The organism is Runella sp. SP2, assembly GCF_003711225.1.
Lineage (GTDB): Bacteria > Bacteroidota > Bacteroidia > Cytophagales > Spirosomataceae > Runella.
The window spans coordinates 3413939-3438093 of the sequence record NZ_CP031030.1; the positions used below are offsets into that span (position 1 = coordinate 3413939).

The 24155-nt window shown below is 47.6% G+C and carries 16 protein-coding genes; all 16 read right to left on the bottom strand.

Annotated features, from left to right (window positions below; translation table 11 throughout):
• Positions 1-82: 82 nt before the first annotated feature.
• Complete coding sequence (locus DTQ70_RS14095) at positions 83-826, bottom strand: DUF5602 domain-containing protein (protein ID WP_122931400.1); 744 nt, start codon at positions 824-826, stop codon at positions 83-85.
• Between the two features lie 175 nt (positions 827-1001).
• Complete coding sequence (locus DTQ70_RS14100) at positions 1002-3770, bottom strand: ATP-binding protein (RefSeq protein ID WP_164490031.1); 2769 nt, start codon at positions 3768-3770, stop codon at positions 1002-1004.
• Positions 3771-3926: 156 nt separating this feature from the next.
• Positions 3927-5027 (bottom strand): endo-1,4-beta-xylanase, encoded by a 1101-nt coding sequence (locus tag DTQ70_RS14105; protein ID WP_122931402.1) that lies wholly within the window; start codon positions 5025-5027, stop codon positions 3927-3929.
• A gap of 27 nt (positions 5028-5054) precedes the next feature.
• Positions 5055-5390 (bottom strand): hypothetical protein, encoded by a 336-nt coding sequence (locus tag DTQ70_RS14110; protein ID WP_122934404.1) that lies wholly within the window; start codon positions 5388-5390, stop codon positions 5055-5057.
• 80 nt (positions 5391-5470) lie between these two features.
• Positions 5471-6901: a family 43 glycosylhydrolase gene (locus DTQ70_RS14115; RefSeq protein WP_122931403.1), complete on the bottom strand. Its 1431-nt coding sequence runs from the start codon at positions 6899-6901 to the stop codon at positions 5471-5473.
• A 26-nt stretch (positions 6902-6927) separates the two neighbouring features.
• Positions 6928-7686 carry an acetylxylan esterase gene (locus tag DTQ70_RS14120; RefSeq protein ID WP_122931404.1) on the bottom strand — a complete coding sequence of 253 codons (759 nt, stop codon included), beginning with the start codon at positions 7684-7686 and terminating at the stop codon, positions 6928-6930.
• Positions 7687-7870: 184 nt separating this feature from the next.
• Entirely contained in the window at positions 7871-9799 is a 1929-nt protein-coding gene (locus DTQ70_RS14125) for an alpha/beta hydrolase-fold protein (protein WP_122931405.1), read from the bottom strand.
• A 174-nt stretch (positions 9800-9973) separates the two neighbouring features.
• Positions 9974-11365: an acetylxylan esterase gene (locus DTQ70_RS14130; protein WP_206019728.1), complete on the bottom strand. Its 1392-nt coding sequence runs from the start codon at positions 11363-11365 to the stop codon at positions 9974-9976.
• A 13-nt stretch (positions 11366-11378) separates the two neighbouring features.
• Positions 11379-12482 (bottom strand): alpha/beta hydrolase-fold protein, encoded by a 1104-nt coding sequence (locus DTQ70_RS14135; protein WP_122931406.1) that lies wholly within the window; start codon positions 12480-12482, stop codon positions 11379-11381.
• 18 nt (positions 12483-12500) lie between these two features.
• Positions 12501-13580, bottom strand: a complete 1080-nt coding sequence (locus DTQ70_RS14140) for an esterase (protein WP_122931407.1) — start codon at positions 13578-13580, stop codon at positions 12501-12503.
• A gap of 13 nt (positions 13581-13593) precedes the next feature.
• On the bottom strand, positions 13594-14757 hold the full coding sequence (locus DTQ70_RS14145) for an esterase (RefSeq protein ID WP_122931408.1): 1164 nt from the start codon (positions 14755-14757) through the stop codon (positions 13594-13596).
• A gap of 34 nt (positions 14758-14791) precedes the next feature.
• Positions 14792-15910, bottom strand: coding sequence for an esterase (locus tag DTQ70_RS14150; protein WP_122931409.1), 1119 nt, complete (start codon positions 15908-15910; stop codon positions 14792-14794).
• A gap of 19 nt (positions 15911-15929) precedes the next feature.
• Entirely contained in the window at positions 15930-18014 is a 2085-nt protein-coding gene (locus tag DTQ70_RS14155; RefSeq protein ID WP_122931410.1) for an alpha-L-fucosidase, read from the bottom strand.
• 23 nt (positions 18015-18037) lie between these two features.
• On the bottom strand, positions 18038-20407 hold the full coding sequence (locus DTQ70_RS14160; RefSeq protein ID WP_122931411.1) for a carboxylesterase family protein: 2370 nt from the start codon (positions 20405-20407) through the stop codon (positions 18038-18040).
• 25 nt (positions 20408-20432) lie between these two features.
• A complete protein-coding gene (locus DTQ70_RS14165; RefSeq protein WP_122931412.1) occupies positions 20433-22373 on the bottom strand; it encodes a glycoside hydrolase family 97 protein in 1941 nt (646 codons plus the stop codon).
• A gap of 184 nt (positions 22374-22557) precedes the next feature.
• On the bottom strand, positions 22558-24135 hold the full coding sequence (locus DTQ70_RS14170) for a glycoside hydrolase 43 family protein (protein WP_122931413.1): 1578 nt from the start codon (positions 24133-24135) through the stop codon (positions 22558-22560).
• Between the last annotated feature and the right edge of the window lie 20 nt (positions 24136-24155).

Genomic DNA, 24155 nt, shown 5'->3' on the forward strand with positions numbered 1-24155 from the left:
AACATTTCGTCAAATGCTCCCAGAAACCTCCTTCCCTTTCTACCATGAAAGATTATGAGTAGGGTATTGAAAAAACGATTGGTTATTGCATCATCATTAGGTCGTCGAGGCTCACCACGATGTCGTCGCCCACTTGCTTGATGCTGTATTTCATCGGATAGTAGCCCGCCTTTGCAAACTTGGTCGGTAGTGGCATTGATTTGGTCAAGTTCGGCTTGCTGCTCAAAAACTCGTGACTTACCATGGGTTCCATAAACGTCATCTTGCCGTCGTACGAACCATAAATAAGCGTTTCGGTAAACTTACCCTTTCCTGATAATTCTGGAGACGCAGGGTCGGCCCAATGAACCCCCATTTCAGGAACACCCGCAGGGAGGCGGATATAGTTGGTAGGAATATAGCCTGCCGCAGGGAGGTTGTCAAATTTAGCAGGAGCCACTGGATAGGCTGGTATCGCCTTCCGCTCCGCCAACGGCTGAATGTAAAAGTGCATGTCAAAGTGGGCTACGTCGTAGGTGCCTGGCGGCTCGTGTCCCGTGTGTAGGTAGTCGAGCATGATGTGGTCAAAAGGCACTTGCCCCACCGCTTCATTGGGCAAGCTCAACACCAGTGCGATTCCTCCGTGCGGTAGGTTATCAAGCGCACCTTTGGTCATGGTGAAGCCCAAAGAAGATGGCTTGTTGTCGGTCGTGAATTTAATCCAAGAATACGCCTTACCGTTTCCGATATTTTGCGACGCCCCCGTGTAGGTGGGTGCTACGTTTTCTTCTTTGGTGCATCCGAGCATCATCGCTGTAGCGCATAATAATGCGAGTAGTTTTTTCATGATTGAAATGAGTTAAAGTGATACCCAAAATTCAGGATTTGGGAGACACAAGTGTTATCTCAAAATGAACTTTCTTTAACTCATTTTGAACAAAAAAAAAATCCCCTCAGAGGGGATTTCAATTTTTATTAACTCATTTTTGACTTTCTTTAACTCATTTTGAACAAAATGCCGTTTATAGCCACTCGGAAGGACTTTTTCCATATTTTTCAAAAAATACTTTTGAGAAATACGACAGGCTTTCAAAGCCCACTTTGTAGGCAACTTCCGACACGGTTGCGGTCTGATTGGCGAGCATTTCGGCGGCTCTTTCAAGTCTAAAATTCCGCAAATATTCAATCACTCCCTGCCCCGTACTGGCTTTCAACTTGCGGCGAAGCTGCACCGACGAAACGTTCATTATCTCCGCAAAACGCTCCACGTCAAAGCCACTTTCTCCCAAATGTTGCATGAGTACTTCGTGGCAGCGTTGCATAAATTGCTCATCACTGATGCGATTTTTAAGCGCTATTTCTTCCTCCATTTGGCTTTGCTGCGCCAATTCAGATGCCCTGTCTTTCGTATATTTTTGAAGTAAAACCTGGCGTTGTTTTATCAAATTCCGAACCCTCACCTGCAACTCTTCCCGATCAAAAGGCTTCGACAAATAATCGTCAGCACCAAGTTCCAAGCCTTCCAAACGGTCGGCCAGGGTAGCTTTGGCCGTCAGCATCACAATCGGAATATGATTCGTGAGTTCATTTTGTTTTATGGCTTTGCACAACCCAAAACCGTCGAGCCGAGGCATCATCAAATCACAAATAACAACGTCGGGCAATTCTTCAATGGCTTTTTCCAACCCTTCTTGTCCGTCACTTGCTTCTAATAAATAGTAATGGGGGGCAAAAATCTCCCGTATGTAGGCCCGCAGTTCGGGGTTATCTTCCACAATCAACAGCACCTCTTTGCCATCATTGGTGGGCGTTTCCATAAGTAACTCTTCTTCCAAAAGTGTTTGTTCCTTTGGCATATTTATGGGTACAATCACCTGATTGTTGGCTGCCGCACTCTCTTCCAACATCGGCAACATCACCGTAAAAACAGAGCCTTCACCTACTTTACTTTCTACATGGATGCTCCCTTTCATCACTTGCACCAACTCCTTCACCAAAGCCAGCCCAATGCCCGTTCCTTCATACGTACGGTTATTGCCGCTATCGGCTTGGTAAAAACGGTCAAATATGCGTGGCAAACGCTGTGAGTCAATCCCAATACCAAAGTCTTGTACTTTCAGTACAAGCTGCGTTTTTTGGTAATCGACCCGTACCTGTACTCGTCCACTTGGGGGCGTAAACTTAAACGCGTTCGAGAGGAGGTTCGTCACAACTTTTTCAACCTTATCTTGATCAAAATCAGCTATATAACTCAACTGACTTTGCTCGTACTGAAAAAGAATTTTCTTGTTTTGGGCGAGCGATTCAAAGGAAGCAAACAAATAGTTTAGAAACTGAGCTAAGTCGGCTCTTTGCAACTGCATGTCCATTTTTCCCGCCTCCAGTTTGCTCAAATCCAATAATTGATTGATAAGCGTCAACAATCGTTCGGCGTTTTGCTGCATTAGTCGAAAAATATCCCGTTCTGGAAACTCTCGCCGCAGGTCTTTTAGAGGCGACAAAATCAGCGTCAGGGGCGTCCGAAATTCGTGGGAAATATTGGCGAAGAAGCTGGTTTTGAGGTTATCTAGTTCTTTCAAACGGCTGTTTTGCTCAATGCTGAAATGAAGTTTTTGCTCCGCAGAACGAAAAATCCCCCCGAGGAAAATGACAAAAACGAAAATTTCCCCCAAAAACAACAAATACGCAATCGAATACACGGGTTCGTATTCAATCCAGCCCAACAGTCGAATGTACAGCAGGGCGTAGCTGATCATCCCCAAAATAAAAGGAATGGCGTAGTATTTTTCAATAGATATTTTTTTGACGATGGAATAGAGGTACAAACAAGAAAAATAGGTCGCCGAAATGATGATGCTATACACCCCCAACTTGAGCCAATACCACTGATAATCAACAAAAACAATGATACTCTCGAAGATGGTCAGTCCAATAATGCTCATGGCGATGAAGGTGTGAATTTTCGAGAATTTCCCCTTGATTTGGGTAAAATACACAAAGATTCCACCGCCTAGAGTCACGGAGTTGTAGAACAAAAAATCAATTTTTTTAGCAACGTCGGGGTCGTCCGTAAACCACGGGCCAGCGATATTGAGATACCCCCAAAAAGCAAACGTCTTGATGACGGTATGCAGCGAATATAGCCTAAATGCAAAATTGCTGATGATGAACAAACTAAGCGTAAGTACCAAAAACAAACGAAAAATAACCAAACCGTTGAAGAAACTTTGGCCAGCATATCCCTCTAGTTTTGATTTATAGTATGTTTTTTCTGAATGCAGCCGCAAAGTCATATAGTGGCCGCGTTTGCTGGTTACTTTGACGTAAATGTTTTTGCGTTGGTTGGGGCTAAGGTCAACGACAAAGGTCGGGTCTTGATCGATGAGTTTTTTCTCTTTCTCAACCGTCAAAATCTTCTGTTGTTTGTGCGAAAATTTTTGTCCCGTCGTATCCGAAATGTAAATATCCAACTGCTCCACCAAAGGGTTTGTCCATACCAAAATCCAGTCTTTATTGGTAGCATTGGTATTTTTTAGGGAAAATCGCACCCAGAATATATCATCAGAATAGGGAAAAATAATGTGGTCTTTGGGCGACTTTTTGAAGTTCATCGCTGCCACTTGTTCCAACGTCAGTTTGCCCGTCGAATCCTTTAAAATTTCAATGGAAGAAGTAATGTTTTTCGGAATCTTTTGGTCTTCCGACAAAACAATTTCTTGAGAAATACCCTGCTTAGGAAAGCCATAAAACGCAATTACAAAGAAGAAAAATAGCTTTATGTAGTTTTTCATTTTCATCCCACCTCATTTGAGAAAAGAATCAAATATACCTAAATCTACCCAAAAGCAATCTTATTGCAAATAAAAACAACCCTAAATATGTCTTATTACAATAGATGGTTTAGGATTTAGATACGCATCCGAAACCACCTATTGTAAAACTTTTACCTACTTTTTCAACGCTACAACCGAGTAAAACGCTGGTTTTGGCTGGTTATTACGGTCAAAAAGCAACGGGTAGTTGGTACGACCACGCACGGGCCAGCCGTTGAGCCAACTGTTCGCGTCGTTAACACCCCACAATGTCACGCGGGTAACTTTGTCTTTATGCTTCAAAAACAATTTGAATAAGGCTTCATAATCCGCCGCCAACTGCTTCTGTACCTCGTCGGGCAAGCCTGCCGTGTAAGGATTTAGGCTGGGATTGCTGGCCATGCGCTGGTTGACATCGGCTCCCTGAAAGTTGCGGGGAAGCACTTCAATGTCTAGCTCAGTGAACATCACCTTCAAGCCCAGCGCGGCGTATTGCAAAATACTTTCTTCAATGTCCTTGAACGGTACTTTACCCACGTGCCAGTGACCCTGAATCCCCACGCCGTCGATGCGCGCGCCCGACGCTTGTACTTTTTTGATAAGCTCGATGCAGCCCGCGCGTTTGGCAGGTTGCTCGTTGTTGTAATCGTTGTAGTACAGTTCCACATTCGGCGCGGCCTGCTGCGTGAGGCGGAAAGCTTCGGCGATGTAGCCTTCACCCAGATAATCTAGGAAAACAGTTTTGCGCAAAGTTCCGTCTTCGTTCAAGGCTTCGTTCACCACGTCCCACGAAAAGATATTGTCTTTGTAGCGACCTGCCACGGTTTTGATGTGGTCGTTGAAAAACGTCTGAATGGAGTCTTTGCTGTGAATACCACGAATATACGATGGCAACTGACTGTGCCAAATCAGGGTGTGACCATTGATTTTGATGTTGTGTTTTTTACCAAAAGCAACCAGTTTATCAGGCACGACAAAATCGTAGGTATCCCATTTTGGATGGATTAACGCCGATTTCATCACATTTTCGGGCGTTGCCATGTTAAACTGGCTCACAATCAATTGGGTCATCGCAGGGTCACGCTCCTCAATCTGGCCATTGTTCAAGGCCGTCCCGATGCCAAAATCGTTTTTAAAGGTATCTTTCAACGACGGAATGGATTGGGTAAAACCAGTGGTCGCTCCCGCCATCAGAATGGCCGTACTTACAGCCTTCACACTTTTTTTTGAAAACATTTGATTATTGGGTTAATGAATAAATAACTACTGCTTGGCGAGCTTCATCTCACCGCGCTCACTTTTTACAACCAGCTCTTTTTCCGAAACCAACTCGCCTGTGTAGCTCATTTTACGGTCGTTGAAAGAGATGGAATAAGAGATTTTTTTGCCTTCTACTTTGCCTTCTTCGATTGTGGCTTCGCCAAATTGCGTTTTCCACGTGCCAGTCAATTTGTCGCCTTCTACTTTGAAAGTATAATTGACCTCAAACGTACCGTTAGGCGTTTCGCGGCTGCCTTTCCAGTTGCCGTCAATAGGATTTTGCGCCATGGCTACAAGGCTGGCGATTGATAAAATCAGGGAAAAGAATAAGGTTTTCATTGGATTAATTGGGGGTTTTTGAGTGAAACATTTATTGAAAAAACGGTTATACATTTGCTTATCAGCTCTACAGAGCACAATTAATGCACCCTGAAATTCCATTTAGAATTATCACTTTCAAAGTCAAATTCGGCAAGCATCGGTGTGCTATCTCCTGATGATACCAATGCCAGTTTTTTGCCCGAATTTGGCACGACCTTGGGCATGATTCGATAGGTACCATCCGTTAGCTGGTCTATTCGCCATAATTGTTCTGGACTACCTGTAAAAACGGGGACAGTTATTACCTGAGCATCTGCGGTTGCGGATAATGCTCGTTCAGTACCTGCTAATACAATTTTGTAATAAGGACCGCCTAAATAACCAGTAGAGTCAGGCGCATCGGTAATGGTCCATTTTTGGTGAGGGCGATGCATGTAATCACCTATGCGTACATTAATGTTACCTGTTGGCCAATTTTTAATCACATCAGCTAATTCCTGAGCAGGCACTGGTTTAATAGGCTCGGTATTGGCTTGGCTGAAGCCTCGCGGGGCAACAGCCATCCTGCTAAAATCTACGGCGAGTTCTAAACCATATCCTCTTCTGACCGATTCTATTTCATAAGTTCCCTCTTTAAATTTTTCACCCGCTATCGGCCAGCCATCTTTCCAGACAATGGGAAGGATACCCAATACACTGCGACCACCCTGATCTAAATCTGCCTCATAATGAATTGACATTTTTTCAACACCTTTTTCAAGAATTATTCGTCCAAAATGCCCGGGGCCTATGAGTCGCCCACGCGTAGCCACCACCATTTTACCACCACCTTCCATCATGCTTCTACCTACATTATCAACGTAAGGCCCAGTTACTTTTTTAGAACGACCCACTACTACATTATACGTTGAGTTTGCACCATCGCAACAGCTCCCGTGGGTAGCAAGCAAATAATACCAACCATCGCGATATATCAAATCAGCAGCCTCACAAACTATGGCTACATCTACAGGTTTATTTCCATCTTTGAGTTTTCCTGTTTTTGGATCCAGCTCAATAATGCGAGTGAATCCATAGTAGGTACCGTAAGCTAACCAGAGGCGACCTGTGGTAGGGTCTAACATGATACCAGGGTCTATGGCATCGTTTTCTTCGTAACCATCAGAGGTAGCCACTATTACGGGTTCAGAATACTTAAAGTCGGGCGATTTTGGATCAAGTGTCTTATTCCACATTGTATAGATAATACCTTTGTGCGAAGGACTACCACCAGTTGCCCCATAAACCACCAGATAACGATTACCAATTTTGATAGCATCGGGAGCAGCGCCCCCACCTGGCCTGACACCACCTCCAAACCACGTCCAGCCATCTTCTGATATTAACCCTCCGCCACCTGTTCCAAAGGTGTAGAATTTTCCGTCACATTCTACAATCGTTGAAGGGTCATGGATGAAAGGTTTGCCTACCTGAGCTAATACAGTAGTTGAAAGTAGTACTGATAAAAAAACAATTAGTTTACATTTCATTTCTGTGTTAATATTTTGATTGGAATTTAATCTTTGCTGATACTGATATTTTTGACAGGTTTGTCGCTTTTGTCAATAAAACGAAGGCAAAAATTAGCCATCCCTGGGCCATTAATTACGGCTCCCCGAATAATATTTCTCCCCTTTTTTAAGGTTAATAATGGTGAAGCCACATTGTCAACTATCATATCTCTGTCACCTGAGAGCATCAGTACTTCTTGACCATTGAGCCAAAACATCCCTCCCGAATTACATCCAGCAGTCATCCTTACATTCTGTATTTCCTCTGAACAGTCAATGACGGTAACCAACCAAAAAAGTAAGCCATACTTTGGTTTGTTGATGTCATAGGAAAAATTGAACAAATTAAAATTAAAGGTTTTACTATCCAGAGCATACCACTTGAGAGACTCATTACCAACCTTTACCATTTCACCAGCCTTGGGTATCATTAAATAATCTTCCGAAAAATTATTGTTTTTGAACTCACTGCGTAAGTAATTGTCGGTGAAGATATTATTTCTTGCTATGTCTTTCTTGATTGGTTCTAACACCAACCACCTATGAATAAAACCATTGGCATAGGGAGCTATTTTAGTGTTGGTAGCCAATTTGAAGTGCCTTGTTAATGTATGTGTAGTGTCACCTTTTATAGGTATTGGTGGCAGCGGTGCTCTTTGCTGACCAGGGGGCTGCGCAATGGCTTGATGTATAAAAGTTTGTCCACCAAGCAGAATGCTCAATGCCAAAAGTGGAGAGAATAATTTTTGTAAGCTTTTCATCATTTGGGTTCTTTAAAAACAAGCCAACTTTCACTTATAAGTATATTTTCAAAATTCGCTCACTATTCATGATTTTGGACCAACTACTTTACTTATCTGGCTTCGGCTTCACACAGATACTAATAATCAGAAATTGTATTCTGCGCGAAGCCGAAGGGAACTCCTACTCTACATCCCAGACCATCGTTTATTTAAACAACAGCTGAGAAAATCCGAATAAATCATGCCGCCAAACGGGCCAGGTATGCCCGCCTGCGTATTCGCTGTACTGGTACTTGATGCCCATGTCGTCGAACTTCTTCATCATAATCTGGCAATTGGCGTGGGCGATGTCTTCTTTACCTCCCTGCGAAATCCAGAATTGTTTGATGTTGGCGTTGATTTTGTCCTTATTGGCCTGCATAAATTCGTACTGAGGATCAGATAGTTTGGTGTTGTTTGACCACCAACCCGAACTGAATACCCCGAGGTAGCCAAACATATCGGAGTTACGAACGCCAGCGTGTAATGTTTGCAAACCACCCATCGACAAACCAGCTAACGCACGGTTTTTGGCGTTGGTCAGGGTGCGGAAATTGGCTTCCACAAACGGGATGACGGCGTTTTTGAGTTCGTTTTCAAACTGGTTTAACTGCTGCATCCCAAAGCCTGCCACACCGCCGCCGTTGCCGTAGAAATTCCCGTCCACCATCACAATCAACATCGGTTTGGCTTTATTTTCGGCAATCAGGTTGTCCAGAATCACGTCCGTACGCCCCTGCGTTGCCCAGCCGCGTTGGTCTTCGCCACCGCCGTGGAGCAGGTACATCACGGGGTATTTTTCAGAAGATTTGTCATAACCCGGAGGTGCATACACGTACATTTCGCGCCACGCGTTAGAGGCTTTCGAGAAATATTTCTTAATCCGAATGTCGCCGTGCGGGACGTCTTTAAGGGTATAAAATCCGCTGCCTTCGTACGGGATTTCGATGCCGCTGGCCATGCGCCCCATGCCGTAGAACGATTCGCTGGCAGGGTCGGCAAGGGCTACCCCGTCGATGATGAGCGAGTAGTAATGGAAACCACGGCTGATGACATCGGTTGTCACGTTCCAGAAGCCTGCGGTGTCTTTTACCATGTCGTATTTTTTACCCAAGTCTATCTGAACCTTCTGTGCCTGAGGTGCTTTAACTTTAAAAACTACGCGGTTATCAGGCAGAATCTGCGGGTATTTGCCGTTGCGGATGTTGGTTGCCGCAGGGGTTCCCAGCACCGAATACGAAGGAAACGATGCTGTATCGACGGGTTTAAACAAAAACTGAGAAAACATAAACAACCCGTTTTTCCACACCTTAAAGTCGTGGCCACCCGCTTCGAGGTAATAAATGTGCGGTACGCTGTTTTGGTATAAATAATCGTGGGTGCGTTTGCTGAACGTGATGAGCCCGTCGGCATCGCCGCACGAAATCCAGAGCAGTTTCAGTTTTTGCTTAGCGTCTTCGGGATTGGGCACTAATTCCTGCGGAACTTTGGTGTTGGGCGCCGAAGAAAATCCGCCCACCCAAGCGAATTTGTCCAGATTGCCCAACCCAAAGTTCAGCGATTGCCCGCCGCCCATCGACAAGCCCGCAATGGCGCGGTGTTCGCGGTCGGTGAGCGTCGGGTATTTTTTCTCCACAAACGGAATCAGGTCGTTCAACAGGTCTTTTTCAAAGGTTGCGAAGGCTTCGACTTTGTCTTTGTCAAAGATGTTTCCCACCGCGCGGTCGTCTTTCATGGCGCGGCCGTTGGGCATCACCACAATCATCGGCGCGAGTTTGCCGTCGGCGTACAAATTGTCCAGAATCACCTGTGGATTGCCTCCTTTGAGCCATTCTTTTTCGTCGCCACCAATACCGTGAAGTAGGTACAGCACTGGGTATTTGGTCTTTTTATTAAAATTGGGCGGCGTGTAAATGAGCGCTTTACGGGTACTTCCAACCGTCTTAGATTCGTACTTCACCGTGTCTAGTTTACCCATGGCAATGCCCGCTCGGACCTGATCAAAACTTTTGGGCATTTCTTTGTCGGTAGGTTGAGCGTGCAAACCGCCCACAAGGCCGAAAAGTGCAAAACTAAAATACAATAAATGCTTCATACTGAACGTCTTATTAGATAAACAATTTCATTTCTTTCTTTCTCCCGCAGAAGAACGCTGAAAAATACAAACGCAGATTTTCGCTGAAAAAAGCTTATTAAAACGATGAATCTGCGCTTGTCTGCGGCTCTCAATCTGCACCAATCTGCGGGTAAAACTCTATTCCATTCTACTTCATTCAAAATATTTACAGTCGCCCCAATAGCGACAGGCCCACGCAATCCACGTGCTCCAGTTGGGGCCTGTACTATGTCCGCCTGCGTGTTGCCGAAACGCTATTTCTCCGTCAATCAGCGGAGTGCCGAGGCGGGGAAATTCGGAGGTTCCTAAATCTTTTTTGCCAAATAGTTTGTACACAGGTCCCGCATGGACACCCGCCAGAAACATCCCTTTGGCATCCACCCACTGGCCTTCCACCTGTGGTGAGCCTGAGCTGATAAAAACGGGACGGGGAGCCGACAACGCCACCAGCGAGTGACCATCGACGGGCATATCCTGCGGCGTGAGCGGCCCTGCGTACTTCAAAAAATTGCCGCAAAACCAATGGTATTCGCCCGAACCTGCCAGATTTTCGACCTGCTCGCCGAAGATTCGACGTAAAATCTTAGCGCCACCTGCCCCTGATGACCCAATGAAAGCCAGCGAGAAACGAGGCTCAAAGGCCATGGCGACGGCGGTGGCTTTTCCGTAGCGCGAAAGCCCTTCGATGGCAATGCGCTTGGTATCAACGTCCTTGTCCGTTTCAAAATAATCAACGGCGCGGCTGGCACCCCACGCCCATGCCCGCAATGCACCCCAATCGTCAGGCTTTCGGAATTGCCCCTTGTTGCACAGGCCGATGATGCCTTCGGTCAGCCCTGCGCCATTGTCGGCCTGAATGCTGGAGGGCACAAGGATGGCGTATCCCCAACCTCGGGAAATCAGTTGCTCTTTCCACGTAGGTTCGCCCGCCGACCCTAACCCAATGGGCTGAATGGGAGCATTATTTCCAAACGGTGAACGGATAAAGCCAAATTCCATGACCACGGGGACGGGGCCCGACGCAGTTTTAGGAGTTGCCAACACCAGTTCAATGTTGACACTGATGGATGGGTACGCCGAATTCTCCACCACACCCCGCAGCGTTTTTTCTTTAATGGATTGATTCCCAACGGTAGTATCTTTGACCGACACTACCTGCCAGTTTACGTTCGGAATGACGGCGGGCAATCGACCATAAACTTCCCGTTCAAAATCTTCCACCAATTCAGGCCGCTTGCTAGCAACCCAATCTTTGGCCGACTTTACTTTCTTTCCGTTTTTGAGTACCAACGGATCGGGTAATGTATAAGGCAGCACCTTCGCTTCGTCCCGATTGGCGGCATTGGGTGCCGAAGGGTTGCCCGATGGCCCCGAACGAAGCGATTGGATGCCTAGCTGGTTCAGCATTTGCCGATGGTCGGCCGCTGTTTTTCGCTGCATCCGTGCCATCAGGCTATCCTGTTCGGGCGTGCGGCGTGGTTGCTGCGCAAAGGCAGCTGTCAGGGCAAGGAAACCATGCAGACACAGCAGAACCGTTTTTCTCATCTGATTTTTGGTGTTATTTTTTGAACAACATCGGGGCCAATTGGTACAAACTCCGACGCCACGTCTGGAATTCATGCGCAGTGCCTTCTGAAACGTACGACACCGCGTTGAAGCCCGCCGCTTTCAGTTCTTCCGCTGCTTTTTTGACGCCGTCGGGGCGTTCTTTGCTGCCACAACTCAGGAAAATCAGCTTTACTTTCGATTTGTCGGTGATGTCGGTCGGGGCATATACGCCACCGCTTAACAAACCGTAGTACGCAAACACATCAGGATTATTGAGCGTAATCATTTTGGTTTCCATGCCGCCCATCGACAAGCCCGCCATGGCGCGGTTGTCTTTGTTGGCCAACGTACGGAAATTGGCGTCGATGTACGGAATCAACTCGTTGATTAACACCGTCTGGAAGGGCTCAATCTTGAATTCACGGATTTTCCCAAACTTCACCTCATTGGTCATACCGTAAGTGTTGACGATGATAAACGGCTTGATTTTCCCTTCTGCAATCAGGTTGTCCATGATTAAATTGGCGCGTCCCTGATTCATCCATGCCGTCTCGTCTTCGCCCCAGCCGTGCTGCAAATACAACACAGGGTATTTATCTTTCCCTTTTTCATAACCCGCAGGCGTATAGACAAACGCCCGACGCGAAGTGCCCGTGCTTGGCGACGGAAAAAGCACTTGCTGTACGTGCCCGTGCGGTACGTTTTTGAGGGCATAAAAATCTTGATCTTTGGCAGGAATCTCAATACCGCTTTCCCAGCGCACCGAGCCGTAAAAATTGAGCGTGCCCGGGTCGTTGAATTTTCCTCCGTCAATTTTGACGTTGTAATAATGAAAGCCCTCGTCCATCGGCCCATCGGTGGTCCCCATCCACGTGCCGTCTTCGGCTTTGGCGAGTTTTGTTCCTCCTTTACCGCCAAGTCCCAGACTTACCCGCACGCTGTCGGCGGCAGGCGCTACGATTTTGAAACGGGCGTAACCTTGAGAATTAACCATCGGGTATTCCTGACCCGGTTGGTTGAGGCTGGACGGTTTGAAGTCCTCGGCGACTTGGGCCTGACAAAGTCCGATGGACAGTGCCGAAGCCATAAAAGTTGATAATATGCGGTTTTTCATCATCATAAGGGTTTGTTTTTATTTAAAAATTTGCTGTAATGAATTGGCTAAAAACAACTTACAGTTCATCCACGTGTGCCCGCCCGACACAATGAGCGGTTCGACCTTGATTTTCTTTTCCTGAAACATGGCGATGTTTTGCTTCACACTTTCGTAGAGAAAATCCTCCGTTCCTACGCTGATGGTGAACAGTTTAAGCTGCTTGTTGACTTTATCGGCGTCGGGTGTCCAGTCGGTGAAGTTCTTTTTGAACTCGTCGGTAGCGGTGTACGGCGCGTACGAACAGATGTAGGCAAACGTGTCAGTATTGGTAAAACCAATGTTCAGCGTTTGCCCGCCCCCTACGGAAAACCCTGCTACGGCGCGGCCTTTGCTATCGGTTTGGGTGGGGTAATTAGCCTGCACAAACGGAATGATGTCGTTCACCACGTCTTTGGTAAAATCGGCCATCGGAGCGGGGCGAACGTTGCCGTAGGGCATCACAATAATCATCGGTTTGGCCTTGCCCTGCGCGATGAGGTTATCGGCAATGAAGTTGGCCCTCCCTACTTTGGTCCACGTTTCTTCGGTATCCGACCCGCCATGAATCAGGTACAACACGGGGTATTTTGTCTTGCCGCTGGCGTCAAAATTGGGTGGGGTATAAACCAATAATTGACGGGTTGTATTCAGCGTTTTTGAAGAATACGTGTGGTACGTCACTTTACCATGCGGGACGTTTTGAAGGCTGTGAACCAGCGGCTTATCGCCTTTTACTTCTACGATGCTCCGCTTAAATCGTTCATTGGCAAAAATCTGCGTATTGTTGGGGTCAGCGACGCCTACCCCATCCACGGTAAAATTATACGGGTAAATATCGGGCGTAACGGGAGGCACCGTCACCCGCCAGATACCCGAGGTGTCTTTAGTCAGTAAAACGGGTTCTTTCAAAAATTCACCCGACAGTTTTACCTCACGCGCCGTTCGGGAAAAATAGGTAAACGTGATGCTGTTGTCGGCATGGACGTTGGGCGAACTGATGGCAGGTGGACGCTGCTGGGCCAGTGCGCTCACGTAAACGAACCCGAGAAAAAGGGAGAAAAATGCGGCTTTGCTCATGGGTTTGGGTGATTTATTTGAACAAAACAGGCAACGTCTCATTGAGGTACTTCTTCACGTTCATCCACGTGTGGCCGCCGTCGATGACGTAGCTCTTGTAATTTATCTTCTTGGCTTTCAGGTAGTCTTCAAACTCGACCGTGCCTTTGTATAGAAAATCATCGGTGCCGATGCCCGACCAAAGCAGTTTAAAATCCTTGTTGGTTTTCGCAGGATTGGAAATGATGTTGGTAAAGCTTTTGTCCATCTCAGCGGGCGAAATGTAAGAAGCATAGCTGCACACGTAGGCAAACTTATCGACGTTGTTGAACGCCGTGCGCAGCGTCTGTCCACCCCCGCGCGAAAAGCCGCCAATGGCGCGGTTATCGCGGTTGTTGATTGTCCGATAGTTCTTTTCGATGTACGGAATGACGTGGGACACAAGGTCGGTTTCAAATAGTTTCATGCGGCGCAGGGCATCCTCGCCGTCGCGGCTCATCACATCGGCAGGTTTGTCTTTGCCCGTTTGTTCGGCAATTTTCGCCAGCGGATTCCCGTACGGCATCACCACAATCATGGGCTTGGCCGTGCCCGCCGCAATCATGTTGTCGAGCATCAGGTTTACCTTGCCCACTTTCCAGAAGGTTTCTTCGGTATCAGTCGTACCGCTGATGAGGTAATAGACGGGGTATTTTTTGGCGGTTTCTTTGGTATAACCCGCTGGTGTATAGACAACAACCGTGCCCGTTGAGCCTTCAACCGACGGATAATATTCGTAGGTAATGGAGCCGTGCGGGACGTTTTTCAACGCGTAAATGGCAGGTTCATCCGACGGGATTTCGACCAGACTGGCCTTGAATCGCTCGTTAGGAAAGAAAGCGACATTGGCAGGATCCATCACCGTAACACCATCCACTTTAAAACTGTACGGGTAAATATCAGGCTTAACTGGGCCAACGGTGACCGACCAAACACCTTCCGCGTTTTTGGTCAACGGCACATCGGCTTGCCCAAACTGACTCCCACCCAACAGCACCGTTTTGGCATTTGGCGCTAAGTACGAAAAGGTAACGGTTTTGTCAGAATTGACTTTGGGCGAAATCACAAACGGGCCGCGCGGTGGCTGGGCCAATCCTGCAAAGGGAACGAGAATCAGCAAAAGCAGGCTGAGCTGTTTAAAGAGTGTAACGATTTTCATTGGTTTACTGATTGGTTAAGGGTGTATTGGTTTACTATTTAAAAAGCTTAGGCGCAATGACACTCAAATAGTGTTTTACATTCATCCACGTATGTCCGCCGTCGGTGATGAGACGTTCGTACTTAATCTTCTTCTGGTCAAGTACCTGCATATATTCCTGATTGACAGCATATAATCCATCTTCTTTGCCCACGCCAATCCAGAATAATTTCAGGTTCTTATTGGCCTGTGCGGCATTCTTAAAAAACACCTCATTGTTGCGGTCAAACTCATTTTTGAGCATACCCGGGGCAAACCCACAGACATAGGCAAATTGGTCGGTGTTGTTCAGGCCAAAGTACAGCGTGGTGCCTCCCCCGCCCGAAAATCCTGCGATAGCGCGGTTGTTTTTGTCGTTGAGGGTGCGGTAATTTTTCTCAATGAACGGCATCAAATTGCCGAAAAAGTCCTTCTTGAATTCCTGTAAATTATCCCAGTTTCGCAAACTACCCGACGACTTGCTGATGACAGGATAAGCCCGTCCGTAGGGCATTACAATAATCATGGATTTGGCCTTGCCCTGCGCAATCAGGTTGTCAAGAATCACATTGGCACGGCCTACTTTTGTCCACGTTTCTTCGGTATCGGTGGTACCGTGCAACAAATAAAGCACTGGATAAGAAGCCTTTGGGTTTGCTTCGTAGCCAGCAGGGGTGTAAACCACCACGGGCCGCGTTCCTAACTCTGCCGACTGGTAATATCGGTACGACACCGTGCCGTGAGGGACGTTTTGCAGGGTATGTACCAAAGGAGTGTTTCCCGTAATTTCGACCACACTATTTTGAAAACCTTCATTGGGAAAAAGCGCTGAATTGGTGGGGTCGGCCACCGAAATACCATCGACATTGAAGGCGTAGGGATACATATCAGGCTTCACGGGCGCAGTGGTAACGCTCCAAACCCCTTTGTCATCCTTGGTCATGGCCAAAGGCGATTTTTCAAACTGCGCACTGAGTTTCACTTCTTTGGCCGCAGGCGCATAAAACCGAAACGTCACCGAATTGTCAGCATGTACTTCGGGCGAAACAATGACGGGTCTTGAGGTGGGCTGGGCAGTACAAAACTGCCATATACCAAGTAAAACAAGGGTTAAGAAGGTGGTTTTGGGATACATAGTAATGTTTGGTATTAAGTTAATTAGCCGTAATTACGTCCAGTTCGGCATACCCTGAGGCTGTTTTTTCCTGTGTGTTTTTCAGCGCCCGAAACCTGATGTACCGCGCCGAAACGGGGGCAAAGGGTTTGATTTGCCAAAACGGGCTGTTTTTAATGTTGGAAAATTCACCCTCACTGACGGTTTTCCAGTCCGTATTGTCCTGCGAAACATCAAATTGATAATTGGTAATGATGCTTCCTTCTTCCCACCAGTTTTGGGCAGGTAAATAGCGGAAACCTTCAAGACGTTCTACCTTCCCCAAATTAATGACCAATTCTGCTGGCATCGGTTGGTTTCTTTTTTGATGCCACGACGTACTCGGATTGCCATCAAGCAGCTTGTTGGCATTTGCGTCTTCGGTACTCAGGATTTTCCAGTTTTTGCGGGAAATATCAAATTTCTCTTCACTCGCTATGCTGGCCTGATTGGTAAACGGATTAAACGTAATGGCCTTGATGTCTGCTTTGCCCTCATCCGTTTTGACGGGGGACGTATATTTGGCCGATGAAGAGGTAGGTGTGCTGCCATCGGTTGTATAATAAATGACCGACTCTTTGTCTCCCGACACAAACTGAACCAGCCCTTCTTTATCGCGCATAATGGTTGGCGGCGTCAGAACGATGGGGGCTTTATAAATTTCAATGTTTGAAATAAGCGGACAGCCTTTGGCATCCAATACATTGAACCGCAGTTTAGTAGCTTCAATGGTCGGGAATCTCAGAATACGCTTATAGCCAATGGTGGTTTCTTTCGCGATGGGCACCCATTTCCCGTCCACAAATGCTTCCACACTAAACGATTTTACCCGTTGCCCCAACTGAATAGGTTCCTGTACCAGAAAACGATTGAAGGTTGTAGGTTTTCTAAAATCCAGCGTAATCGAGCCCGTGATTGAGTTGTCATCAGTGGCCCAATAGGAATTCTCGTCACCATCAATCACCTTATTGGCCCCATAACGGGCGTTTTTGCCCCGTACCTGTTCCGAAGAAGCTACCGCATTTTTAGCCAGATTATGGGCAAATGTTTCTTTGATTGTTTTTGTCAATTCCTGAATTGCTTTTTCGTCTTTTTCGTGAATCAGGCCGTTGGGCATGATCGGAAAATTGAGCAGAAGTGTACCGTTTCGCCCGATTGAATGGTAATAAATATCCAGCAACTGAGGCAAGGTTTTTACTTTTCTGTCTTCGCGTTCGTGGTAAAACCACTCTGGCCGAATCGAGGTATTCACTTCTCCAGGTACCCACGCATTGCCATTTTCAACGCCGTGGCGTAACATTTGCTCGGGTACATCGCCTGTGGCATTCAACAAACTCCAGTTGGTTTCGCCCACGTAGCCCGATTCGGTACCCACCCAGCGCAAGTCGGCACGGTCGCCGCCGTCGTTCCAAATCACCATTTTAGGCTGCAACTTGCGGACAAGCTGGTAAGTAGTTGGCCAGTCGTAGTAGGTTTTTGCGTCAATTTTACGGGTTTCATTCGCGCCGCCGTAGTAGCCCGAACCACCGTTGGCGCCATCGAACCATACTTCGAAAACCTCGCCGTAATTGGTAAGCAGTTCTGTAAGTTGATTTCTGAAATAAGTGATGTATTCAGGCTTACCGTATTGGGGATGATTTCGGTCCCAGGGCGACAAATACACCCCGAATTTCAGTCCATATTCTTTACAGGCATCGGCCATTTCGCGCACGATGTCCCCTTTGCCGTTTTTCCACGGCGAATTTTTGACAGAATACTCGGTGTATTTTGACGGCCACAGGCAAAAACCGCTATGATGTTTGGCAGTAATAATGATTCCCTTCATGCCTGCTTCCTTGCAGATTCTGGCCCATTGTCGGCAATCCAGTTTTTCGGGATTAAATATCTTCGGGTCTTCGTTTCCAAAACCCCAAGCCATATCCGTATAGGTATTGACCGAAAAATGCACAAAGGCATAATATTCCATTTTTTGCCACCGCAACTGATTCTCGGTAGGTAATGGCCCCACTGGTTTTGGTTCATTCTGCGCAAAACCAGTGTAGAATGAAAGCCCTAAAAAGAATAATATAAAAAGTCTTTTTTTCATCGTTTACGCCGTAATTTGATTCGCTATTTAGCCCATTCTTTTCCTTCGGGCGTTCTTCTCCATTCAAAATATTTATCGAGTACTTTCATGGCATCTTCGCTCGGAACAGACCCCATAAACGCCTTTTGCTGGAAATACATGACCGCAGGTTTTTTGGTAGAAAAGGCCTCCCATTGCGGCACATTCCCGCCATTAGGGTTGCCGTTTTTAGCAAAGTTTGTCCAGTAGGTCATGATGGTTTCCGACATATCTCCGTCGGTTGGCGTACGGTTCTGGTCGGCGGGGTTGAGGTTCCCAAACACAAAAGCAACGTCCTGCGCGTGGGGTGAGCCGTAGCCAAACTTTGCCGAGCCTGCGGGGTGCTCAGGGTGCTGGTCAAAATAATAGTAATAAACCTTGTCTTTGGATTTTTGGGACTGGAGGTTTGCCCACGCCCACGTTTGCCAGCCAAAAGCCGCATCACGCGCCAAATCCCGCGCCGTTTTGGGAACGCTGTTTTCGTCCACGGGATAGGCTTTTATTAGTTTTTCGGCAAAAGGCCCGTAGCGTTTGGTGGTGCTTTCGATGTAGTCTTTCGGCGTTTTTGGCGGCATAAAACTCGCCCCTTCGTCGGAGTTGTAGCCGATCAACACAGGCGTATGGTTAAACTTGCCCTTTTGGTATAAAACATGCTGGTCGTCGGGAATGACGTAGCCATCGACGATGGGCCAGCCTCCGGGGTTGCCAAAACCCGATGGGAGCTTGTCGGCGGGCAAGGCGCGAAGTTCGGCCAATGACGTAGCCCCTGCTTTCTGCATAAATTCAACGCCCTGTTTTTCGGCCAACGCCAACCGCTTCATGTTTTCTCCGGGGTAGGTAGTGAGTCGGTCAGGGCCAAACGAGCCGCCGCTTTGCGAAATCGCGCCGTGAAAAAGTCCTTTTGCCAATGGCGAAGCACACAACATGCTCACCGCAATGCCTCCCGCTGATTCGCCGAAAATGGTCACTTTGTCAGGATTACCCCCAAAGGCTTTGATGTTTTTTTGCACCCATTGCAAACCCGCAATCATGTCCAGCAAGCCGTAGTTTCCTGACGTTTTTTGGGGTGTTTCGGCACTCAGTTCGGGATGCGCCAGAAAGCCCATTTGATTGACCCGATAGGCGATACTGACGAGTATTACGCCTTTTTTTGCCAGTTTTTCACCGTTCGTTACGGGCTCGGAGGTAGCACCAAAGCTAAATCCGCCGCCGTAAATCCAGACCATGACGGGCAGGTTTTCATTGGCGGTTTTGGCAGGCGACCAGATGTTTAAGTACAAACAATCTTCGCTTTTGCCCGAAGGCGGATTCCCGCCCTGATAAGGGGCTGGGGCAAATTGGGTCGCTTGTTTAACTCCTTCCCACTTGGCAGCAGGTTGCGGTGCTTTCCAGCGAAGCGCATCCACGGGCGGGGCGGCAAAAGGAATACCTTTATAAACTGATAAACCGTTTTCGGTGCTGCCTTGTAGTAAGCCCTGCTCTACTTTTACGGGAGCAGGCGGTGCAATGCTGCTTTCGTCGATGTCGATTTTCTTGCCTTGCGACGCTAACAAAGCAGCCGCGTAGCGCTTGCCAAAAATGCGGATGCCTTCGCTGCTGAAATGCAGTTTGTCAGGAACGGCGGGCAAGCCTTTGGAAGAAACCACAATGGCTTGGGGAATCACCTGCGGTAAGGTAGCGATGATGGGGTTCATGCTCGCACATTTGCCGCCCTGATCGGCATTGACCAGCTCGCCCGCCAGCAACGGCAATGAGTTGGCGGGTAAGTTCAAGTCGGTCAGCAAATCGTCGTAGATTTTTTTGACCTTCATCGGCCAACCTTTATCACCTGTGTTGGATTCACCCTGATGTAGCAAAATGCCTTTGATAACCCCCGCTTTTTGCGCCAAACGCGCCATTTCAACCAATCGTTCGTACGGATTTCCGCCGTATTGATTGGCCATATTAATCATCCACGGCCTTTCTTTGGCCGAGGTGTCGAGGTACATTTTATAGTCTTTTTTGTCAAAAATCTCAATCTTACTCCCCGCCACGGCCACGTGCACAAAGCCTACTTTGACGTTTTGCGGCAGATTGGCTACCAACGTCCGACCGAAATAATCGGCGGGTGAAAGACGGGTATTGCAGCGACAAAGCGGTGGTTTGGCCGTGTACCAGTTGCCTTTTGTCCGCCCCAGTTCAGGACAATCCACGGCGGCCAGCAACCGAAGTCGGTTGTCAACGGTCGTATCCTGCGGCTCAATGCGGGCAGGCCCTTCCATGTTCGACTGCCCGATGCAGAGGTAAATGTGGAAGTTGGGATCCTGAGCGTGGGCGCTATATCCCAAAAGCAAAAGCGTCAGCGCTAAAAACAGGGTTGATTGAAATTTTTTCATGATTTTGGTTAAGGGTTTTTCCTTGTTATTGCTGCACAATCAGTACGCCGCCATTCGTCGGAATCGTCAGGTTAACTTCCTGATTCTTCAGTAGTTTTGAAGTACTAACTTTGCCGTTCAGTTGTTCGTCGTCGGTGTACTGTCTGAGTTCCGCCCCTGCCGCAATCATGGGCAGTTTGACGGTTAGTTTCAGGGTTTCTTTTTGGGCGTTTATACCTGTTACATACCAGTTGTTTCCATGACGACGCGCCAGTACCACATACTTCCCAGGGTAACCGTCAATATAGCGAACCTCGTCCCACGTGGTTGGGACTGTTTTCATAAAATTAATGGCCCAATCTGGTGCGTCTGTTAAATTGTTGGGGGCCAACGCAAAGTGCTGCACGGCACTCTGAAACAATACCGCCGTTGCCAGCGCATACACATCCGACGTTACCCGCTTTGAGCCACGGTTTGGCGTATTGTTGGCGTTGTAAAATTTGTTCAGGGCACTCCCGCCAAAATCCATGCTGCCGACGGTGTTGCGGATGAATGGATGCAACGTGGCGTTAAATGCCTCATAATCACAGCTCCGCTGCGAAAAGGCGAGGTTTTCGCTGGCCAGAACGGCCTCACTTGCTGCGTAGTTTGGATACATCCGTTCCCAGCCTCGCGGCAGGGTACAGCCATGAAAAATGCACAGGATACCGTAGTCGTTGGCGTCGTAGAGAATGTCTTCATAGACCTTCATCATTTCCTGTTTATCGCCGCCGAAAAAGTCCACTTTAATGCCTTTCACGCCAATACTTTTCATCCACGCCATCTCTTTCCGACGGGCAATGGTGTTGTCCATAATCCCTCTCGGGCCTTGCGGAGCATCGTTCCAGTAGCCGTTGGAGTTGTACCATAAATACAAACTAACCCCTTTACCCGCGCCGTATTTCGCTAATTCTGCTATTTTCTCCCGTCCAATCTGCGTATCCCAGAGGGCATCCACGAGAATGGTTTCGTAGCCCATCGCTGCGCTGAAATCAATGTAGCGTTTCTGTTCGTCATAGACTGTTTTGCCGTCCATGCCGATGATCCAGCTCCATGAGCCTTTGGTATATTTATAGGACTGCGAAGCCGCATAACGGGGTTCTACTACGTCGAACGGTACGGTTGTTTCGATAATCGGCGCCAATGTTTCGCCAACGGTAATGGTGCGCCACGGCGTTTCGCCAGGTAGCGGGATCCCCGGCGCGGAAGTTCCGTTGCCGTTGTTTTCGTCGGGCATAGGAAACCCGATGGTATATAACCCATCTGAATGACCAATCAGTCGGCTGCCACAGTATCGGCTGTCCACGCCCGTTTCAGAAATCAACACCCAACCGTTGGTATTGACCTTGAATAAACACGGAAAGGTGTATCCGTTGCCTCTGCCATTTTTTCCCAACGTATCATCGACCGTATAAGGAATCTCGTAGCTTGGCATAGTTCGGGCAAAACCCACCATGGCCTTACTTTGAGCCGACAAAAACGTGGTGGTTCCTTTCGGAAAGGCAAAGCCCGATGCTTCTTCGTTGACCACACAGCTACGGGATTGTTTTTGGGGATACACCTTGTAGCGGAACGCCACATCGTTGTTACTCACCCTGAACGTCACCTGAAAAGCATCTACGTTGTTTTTTGAGAACACAAATCCCCCTTCATTGGCCACATAATGTACCTTTCGTTGCTTTATGTTGGGCAGTTCATAGGTATTGTCAATTTTCTGAACACTCGTTTTAGCATCTACCAGTACTAAATTCTCCGAAAAATCACCCACGTTGGTTTTCAGTCCGAGCGGCGATTTAGTCAGGAACATCTTGCCATTTAAAGAAATACTATACGAGGGCTTTCCGTTGTCTAAGGTAAGATTAACCACCAGTTTGCCATCAGGACTGCTGATGGTTTGGGCGTTAATACCCAGAGAACTCAATATCAGCCAATAAAAAAGGTACTTCATTTCGCTAATGTTTTTTTAAATTCTTTCACCCTAAAAAGCTTATTTGGGTTTCTCGCCAGAACAAAAGTTTTTTACCACATAGGCACATAGAAAACATAGATTTTTTTCCCTTTTGTGCCCTATGTAACTATGTGGTTTATATGAGTCCGCTGAATACTCTGTTTCTCAGGCAGACTGTCAGTATCTATTCCTTCGCCGTAATCTTGTCTTCTATTCGGAAATAATCAAAGTCGGCAAAGCCGCCCGTGGATTGGGTAGCGTAGTTGAACAACCCGAAACGGTAGCCCATAAAATGCGGGATGGTATAAGGCATTTTCAGAGGCTCACCGATTTTCGCCCAAACCTTGCCGTCGAGGCTGTAAAAGAAATGAGCGATGTCGGCGCGGTTCTTGAAATTACATTCCGCCTTGACGTACAGCGTGTTTTGCGAAAGCGGGATGTTGTCAATCTCAACGGGTTTTCCCGTATTGGCACTCACCATAACGATTGATTTTTTCCCTTTACCCACCTTTATCCCCACCAAACCAAAATTCTTTTGTAACAATCCCAACCCCGCGAAATCACCTTCTTTCATGTTAGAGGCATCCAGCAAGGTCGAGCCCGTCGATTCGGGGCCGATGGTACGCTGGGTGAGGGTGTTGCGGGCGAGAACAAACGACGTATCAATCCGTCCCGTTTTTAAACGCAAAAAGCCTTTTCGTTCAGCTACCGTCCAGAGTGCATTGTCAGGGTTGTGATTCCATTGCCACACTAACGGCAAGGCGGCTTCGCCTTTTTTGCGGGCAAATTCGTCCGAGGCTACAATACTGGGAATGAGCGATTTATTGGCTGGCAAATCCAGCGTTTCGGGGACTTTTCCGTTAACGCCCAACACAGGCCAGCCGTTTTCCCACGTTACAGGCACCAAATACGGAATGCGGCCAACCCCGCCGTAATCGCGGAACAGGTACGAGAACCAGCGACCGTCGGGCGTATCAATCAATCCACCCTGTGCCACGCCCAAATCCTGCAACGCCACGCGACCTTCCCACGGCCCCGTGATTTTGTCGGCGCGGTGGATAATCACCGTCCGCATACCGCCCCGTGGCCAGCAGATATTGAAGAGGTAGTATTTACCGTTGTGTTTAAAAAGCTGAGAGCCTTCAGCGCCCAGCATGATATTATTCCCTGCTGGCAAACTGGCATTCTCAATCACCACCGTTTCGGTTGTCCCTTCGCGGACGCCCGTGAGGTCATCGTTGAGTTCCACCAATTTGAGTTTCCCTGCGCCATAAATTAAATAAGCCTTGTCGTTTTCATCAAAAAACAGGGTGTGGTCATGGTAAGAGGGCTTAAACGTGGCAACTTTCCAAGGCCCTTTTTCGATGTTTTTAGACGACCAGATGTAGGTTTTTCCCGTGGTTTGGGCAAACGTCGTCACGTAGTAAGTACCCTTGTGAAAGCGCAGGCTGCTCGCCCACGAACCTCGTCCATACGTTCCTTTCCCGTCGGTGAGGTTTAGCGAAGGCACATTGGCCAGCGTGTCATAGAGATACCCGACCATCTGCCAGTTGACCAGATCGTTTGATTTCATGATGGGCAGCCCAGGGCTCATGTGCATGGTGGTGCTGCTCATGTAGTACGTTTTCCCGACGCGAATCATGGCTAAATCGGGCACGTCGGCATAAATGATGGGATTGCGGGCGGTTTGTGCCGTGGCCGTACTTGAAATTAATAATCCCAGAAGGGTAATATAAAGAGTAAAAAAGAAACGTTTTGTCATATTCCTGATTTGATTTTTGC

Bases quoted from the DNA above. Each gene is read 5' to 3' on its own strand.
- DTQ70_RS14095 (WP_122931400.1), bottom strand. From the start codon at position 826: ATGAAAAAACTACTCGCATTATTATGCGCTACAGCGATGATGCTCGGA.
- DTQ70_RS14100 (WP_164490031.1), bottom strand. From the start codon at position 3,770: ATGAAAAACTACATAAAGCTATTTTTCTTCTTTGTAATTGCGTTTTAT.
- DTQ70_RS14105 (WP_122931402.1), bottom strand. From the start codon at position 5,027: ATGTTTTCAAAAAAAAGTGTGAAGGCTGTAAGTACGGCCATTCTGATG.
- DTQ70_RS14110 (WP_122934404.1), bottom strand. From the start codon at position 5,390: ATGAAAACCTTATTCTTTTCCCTGATTTTATCAATCGCCAGCCTTGTA.
- DTQ70_RS14115 (WP_122931403.1), bottom strand. From the start codon at position 6,901: ATGAAATGTAAACTAATTGTTTTTTTATCAGTACTACTTTCAACTACT.
- DTQ70_RS14120 (WP_122931404.1), bottom strand. From the start codon at position 7,686: ATGATGAAAAGCTTACAAAAATTATTCTCTCCACTTTTGGCATTGAGC.
- DTQ70_RS14125 (WP_122931405.1), bottom strand. From the start codon at position 9,799: ATGAAGCATTTATTGTATTTTAGTTTTGCACTTTTCGGCCTTGTGGGC.
- DTQ70_RS14130 (WP_206019728.1), bottom strand. From the start codon at position 11,365: ATGAGAAAAACGGTTCTGCTGTGTCTGCATGGTTTCCTTGCCCTGACA.
- DTQ70_RS14135 (WP_122931406.1), bottom strand. From the start codon at position 12,482: ATGAAAAACCGCATATTATCAACTTTTATGGCTTCGGCACTGTCCATC.
- DTQ70_RS14140 (WP_122931407.1), bottom strand. From the start codon at position 13,580: ATGAGCAAAGCCGCATTTTTCTCCCTTTTTCTCGGGTTCGTTTACGTG.
- DTQ70_RS14145 (WP_122931408.1), bottom strand. From the start codon at position 14,757: ATGAAAATCGTTACACTCTTTAAACAGCTCAGCCTGCTTTTGCTGATT.
- DTQ70_RS14150 (WP_122931409.1), bottom strand. From the start codon at position 15,910: ATGTATCCCAAAACCACCTTCTTAACCCTTGTTTTACTTGGTATATGG.
- DTQ70_RS14155 (WP_122931410.1), bottom strand. From the start codon at position 18,014: ATGAAAAAAAGACTTTTTATATTATTCTTTTTAGGGCTTTCATTCTAC.
- DTQ70_RS14160 (WP_122931411.1), bottom strand. From the start codon at position 20,407: ATGAAAAAATTTCAATCAACCCTGTTTTTAGCGCTGACGCTTTTGCTT.
- DTQ70_RS14165 (WP_122931412.1), bottom strand. From the start codon at position 22,373: ATGAAGTACCTTTTTTATTGGCTGATATTGAGTTCTCTGGGTATTAAC.
- DTQ70_RS14170 (WP_122931413.1), bottom strand. From the start codon at position 24,135: ATGACAAAACGTTTCTTTTTTACTCTTTATATTACCCTTCTGGGATTA.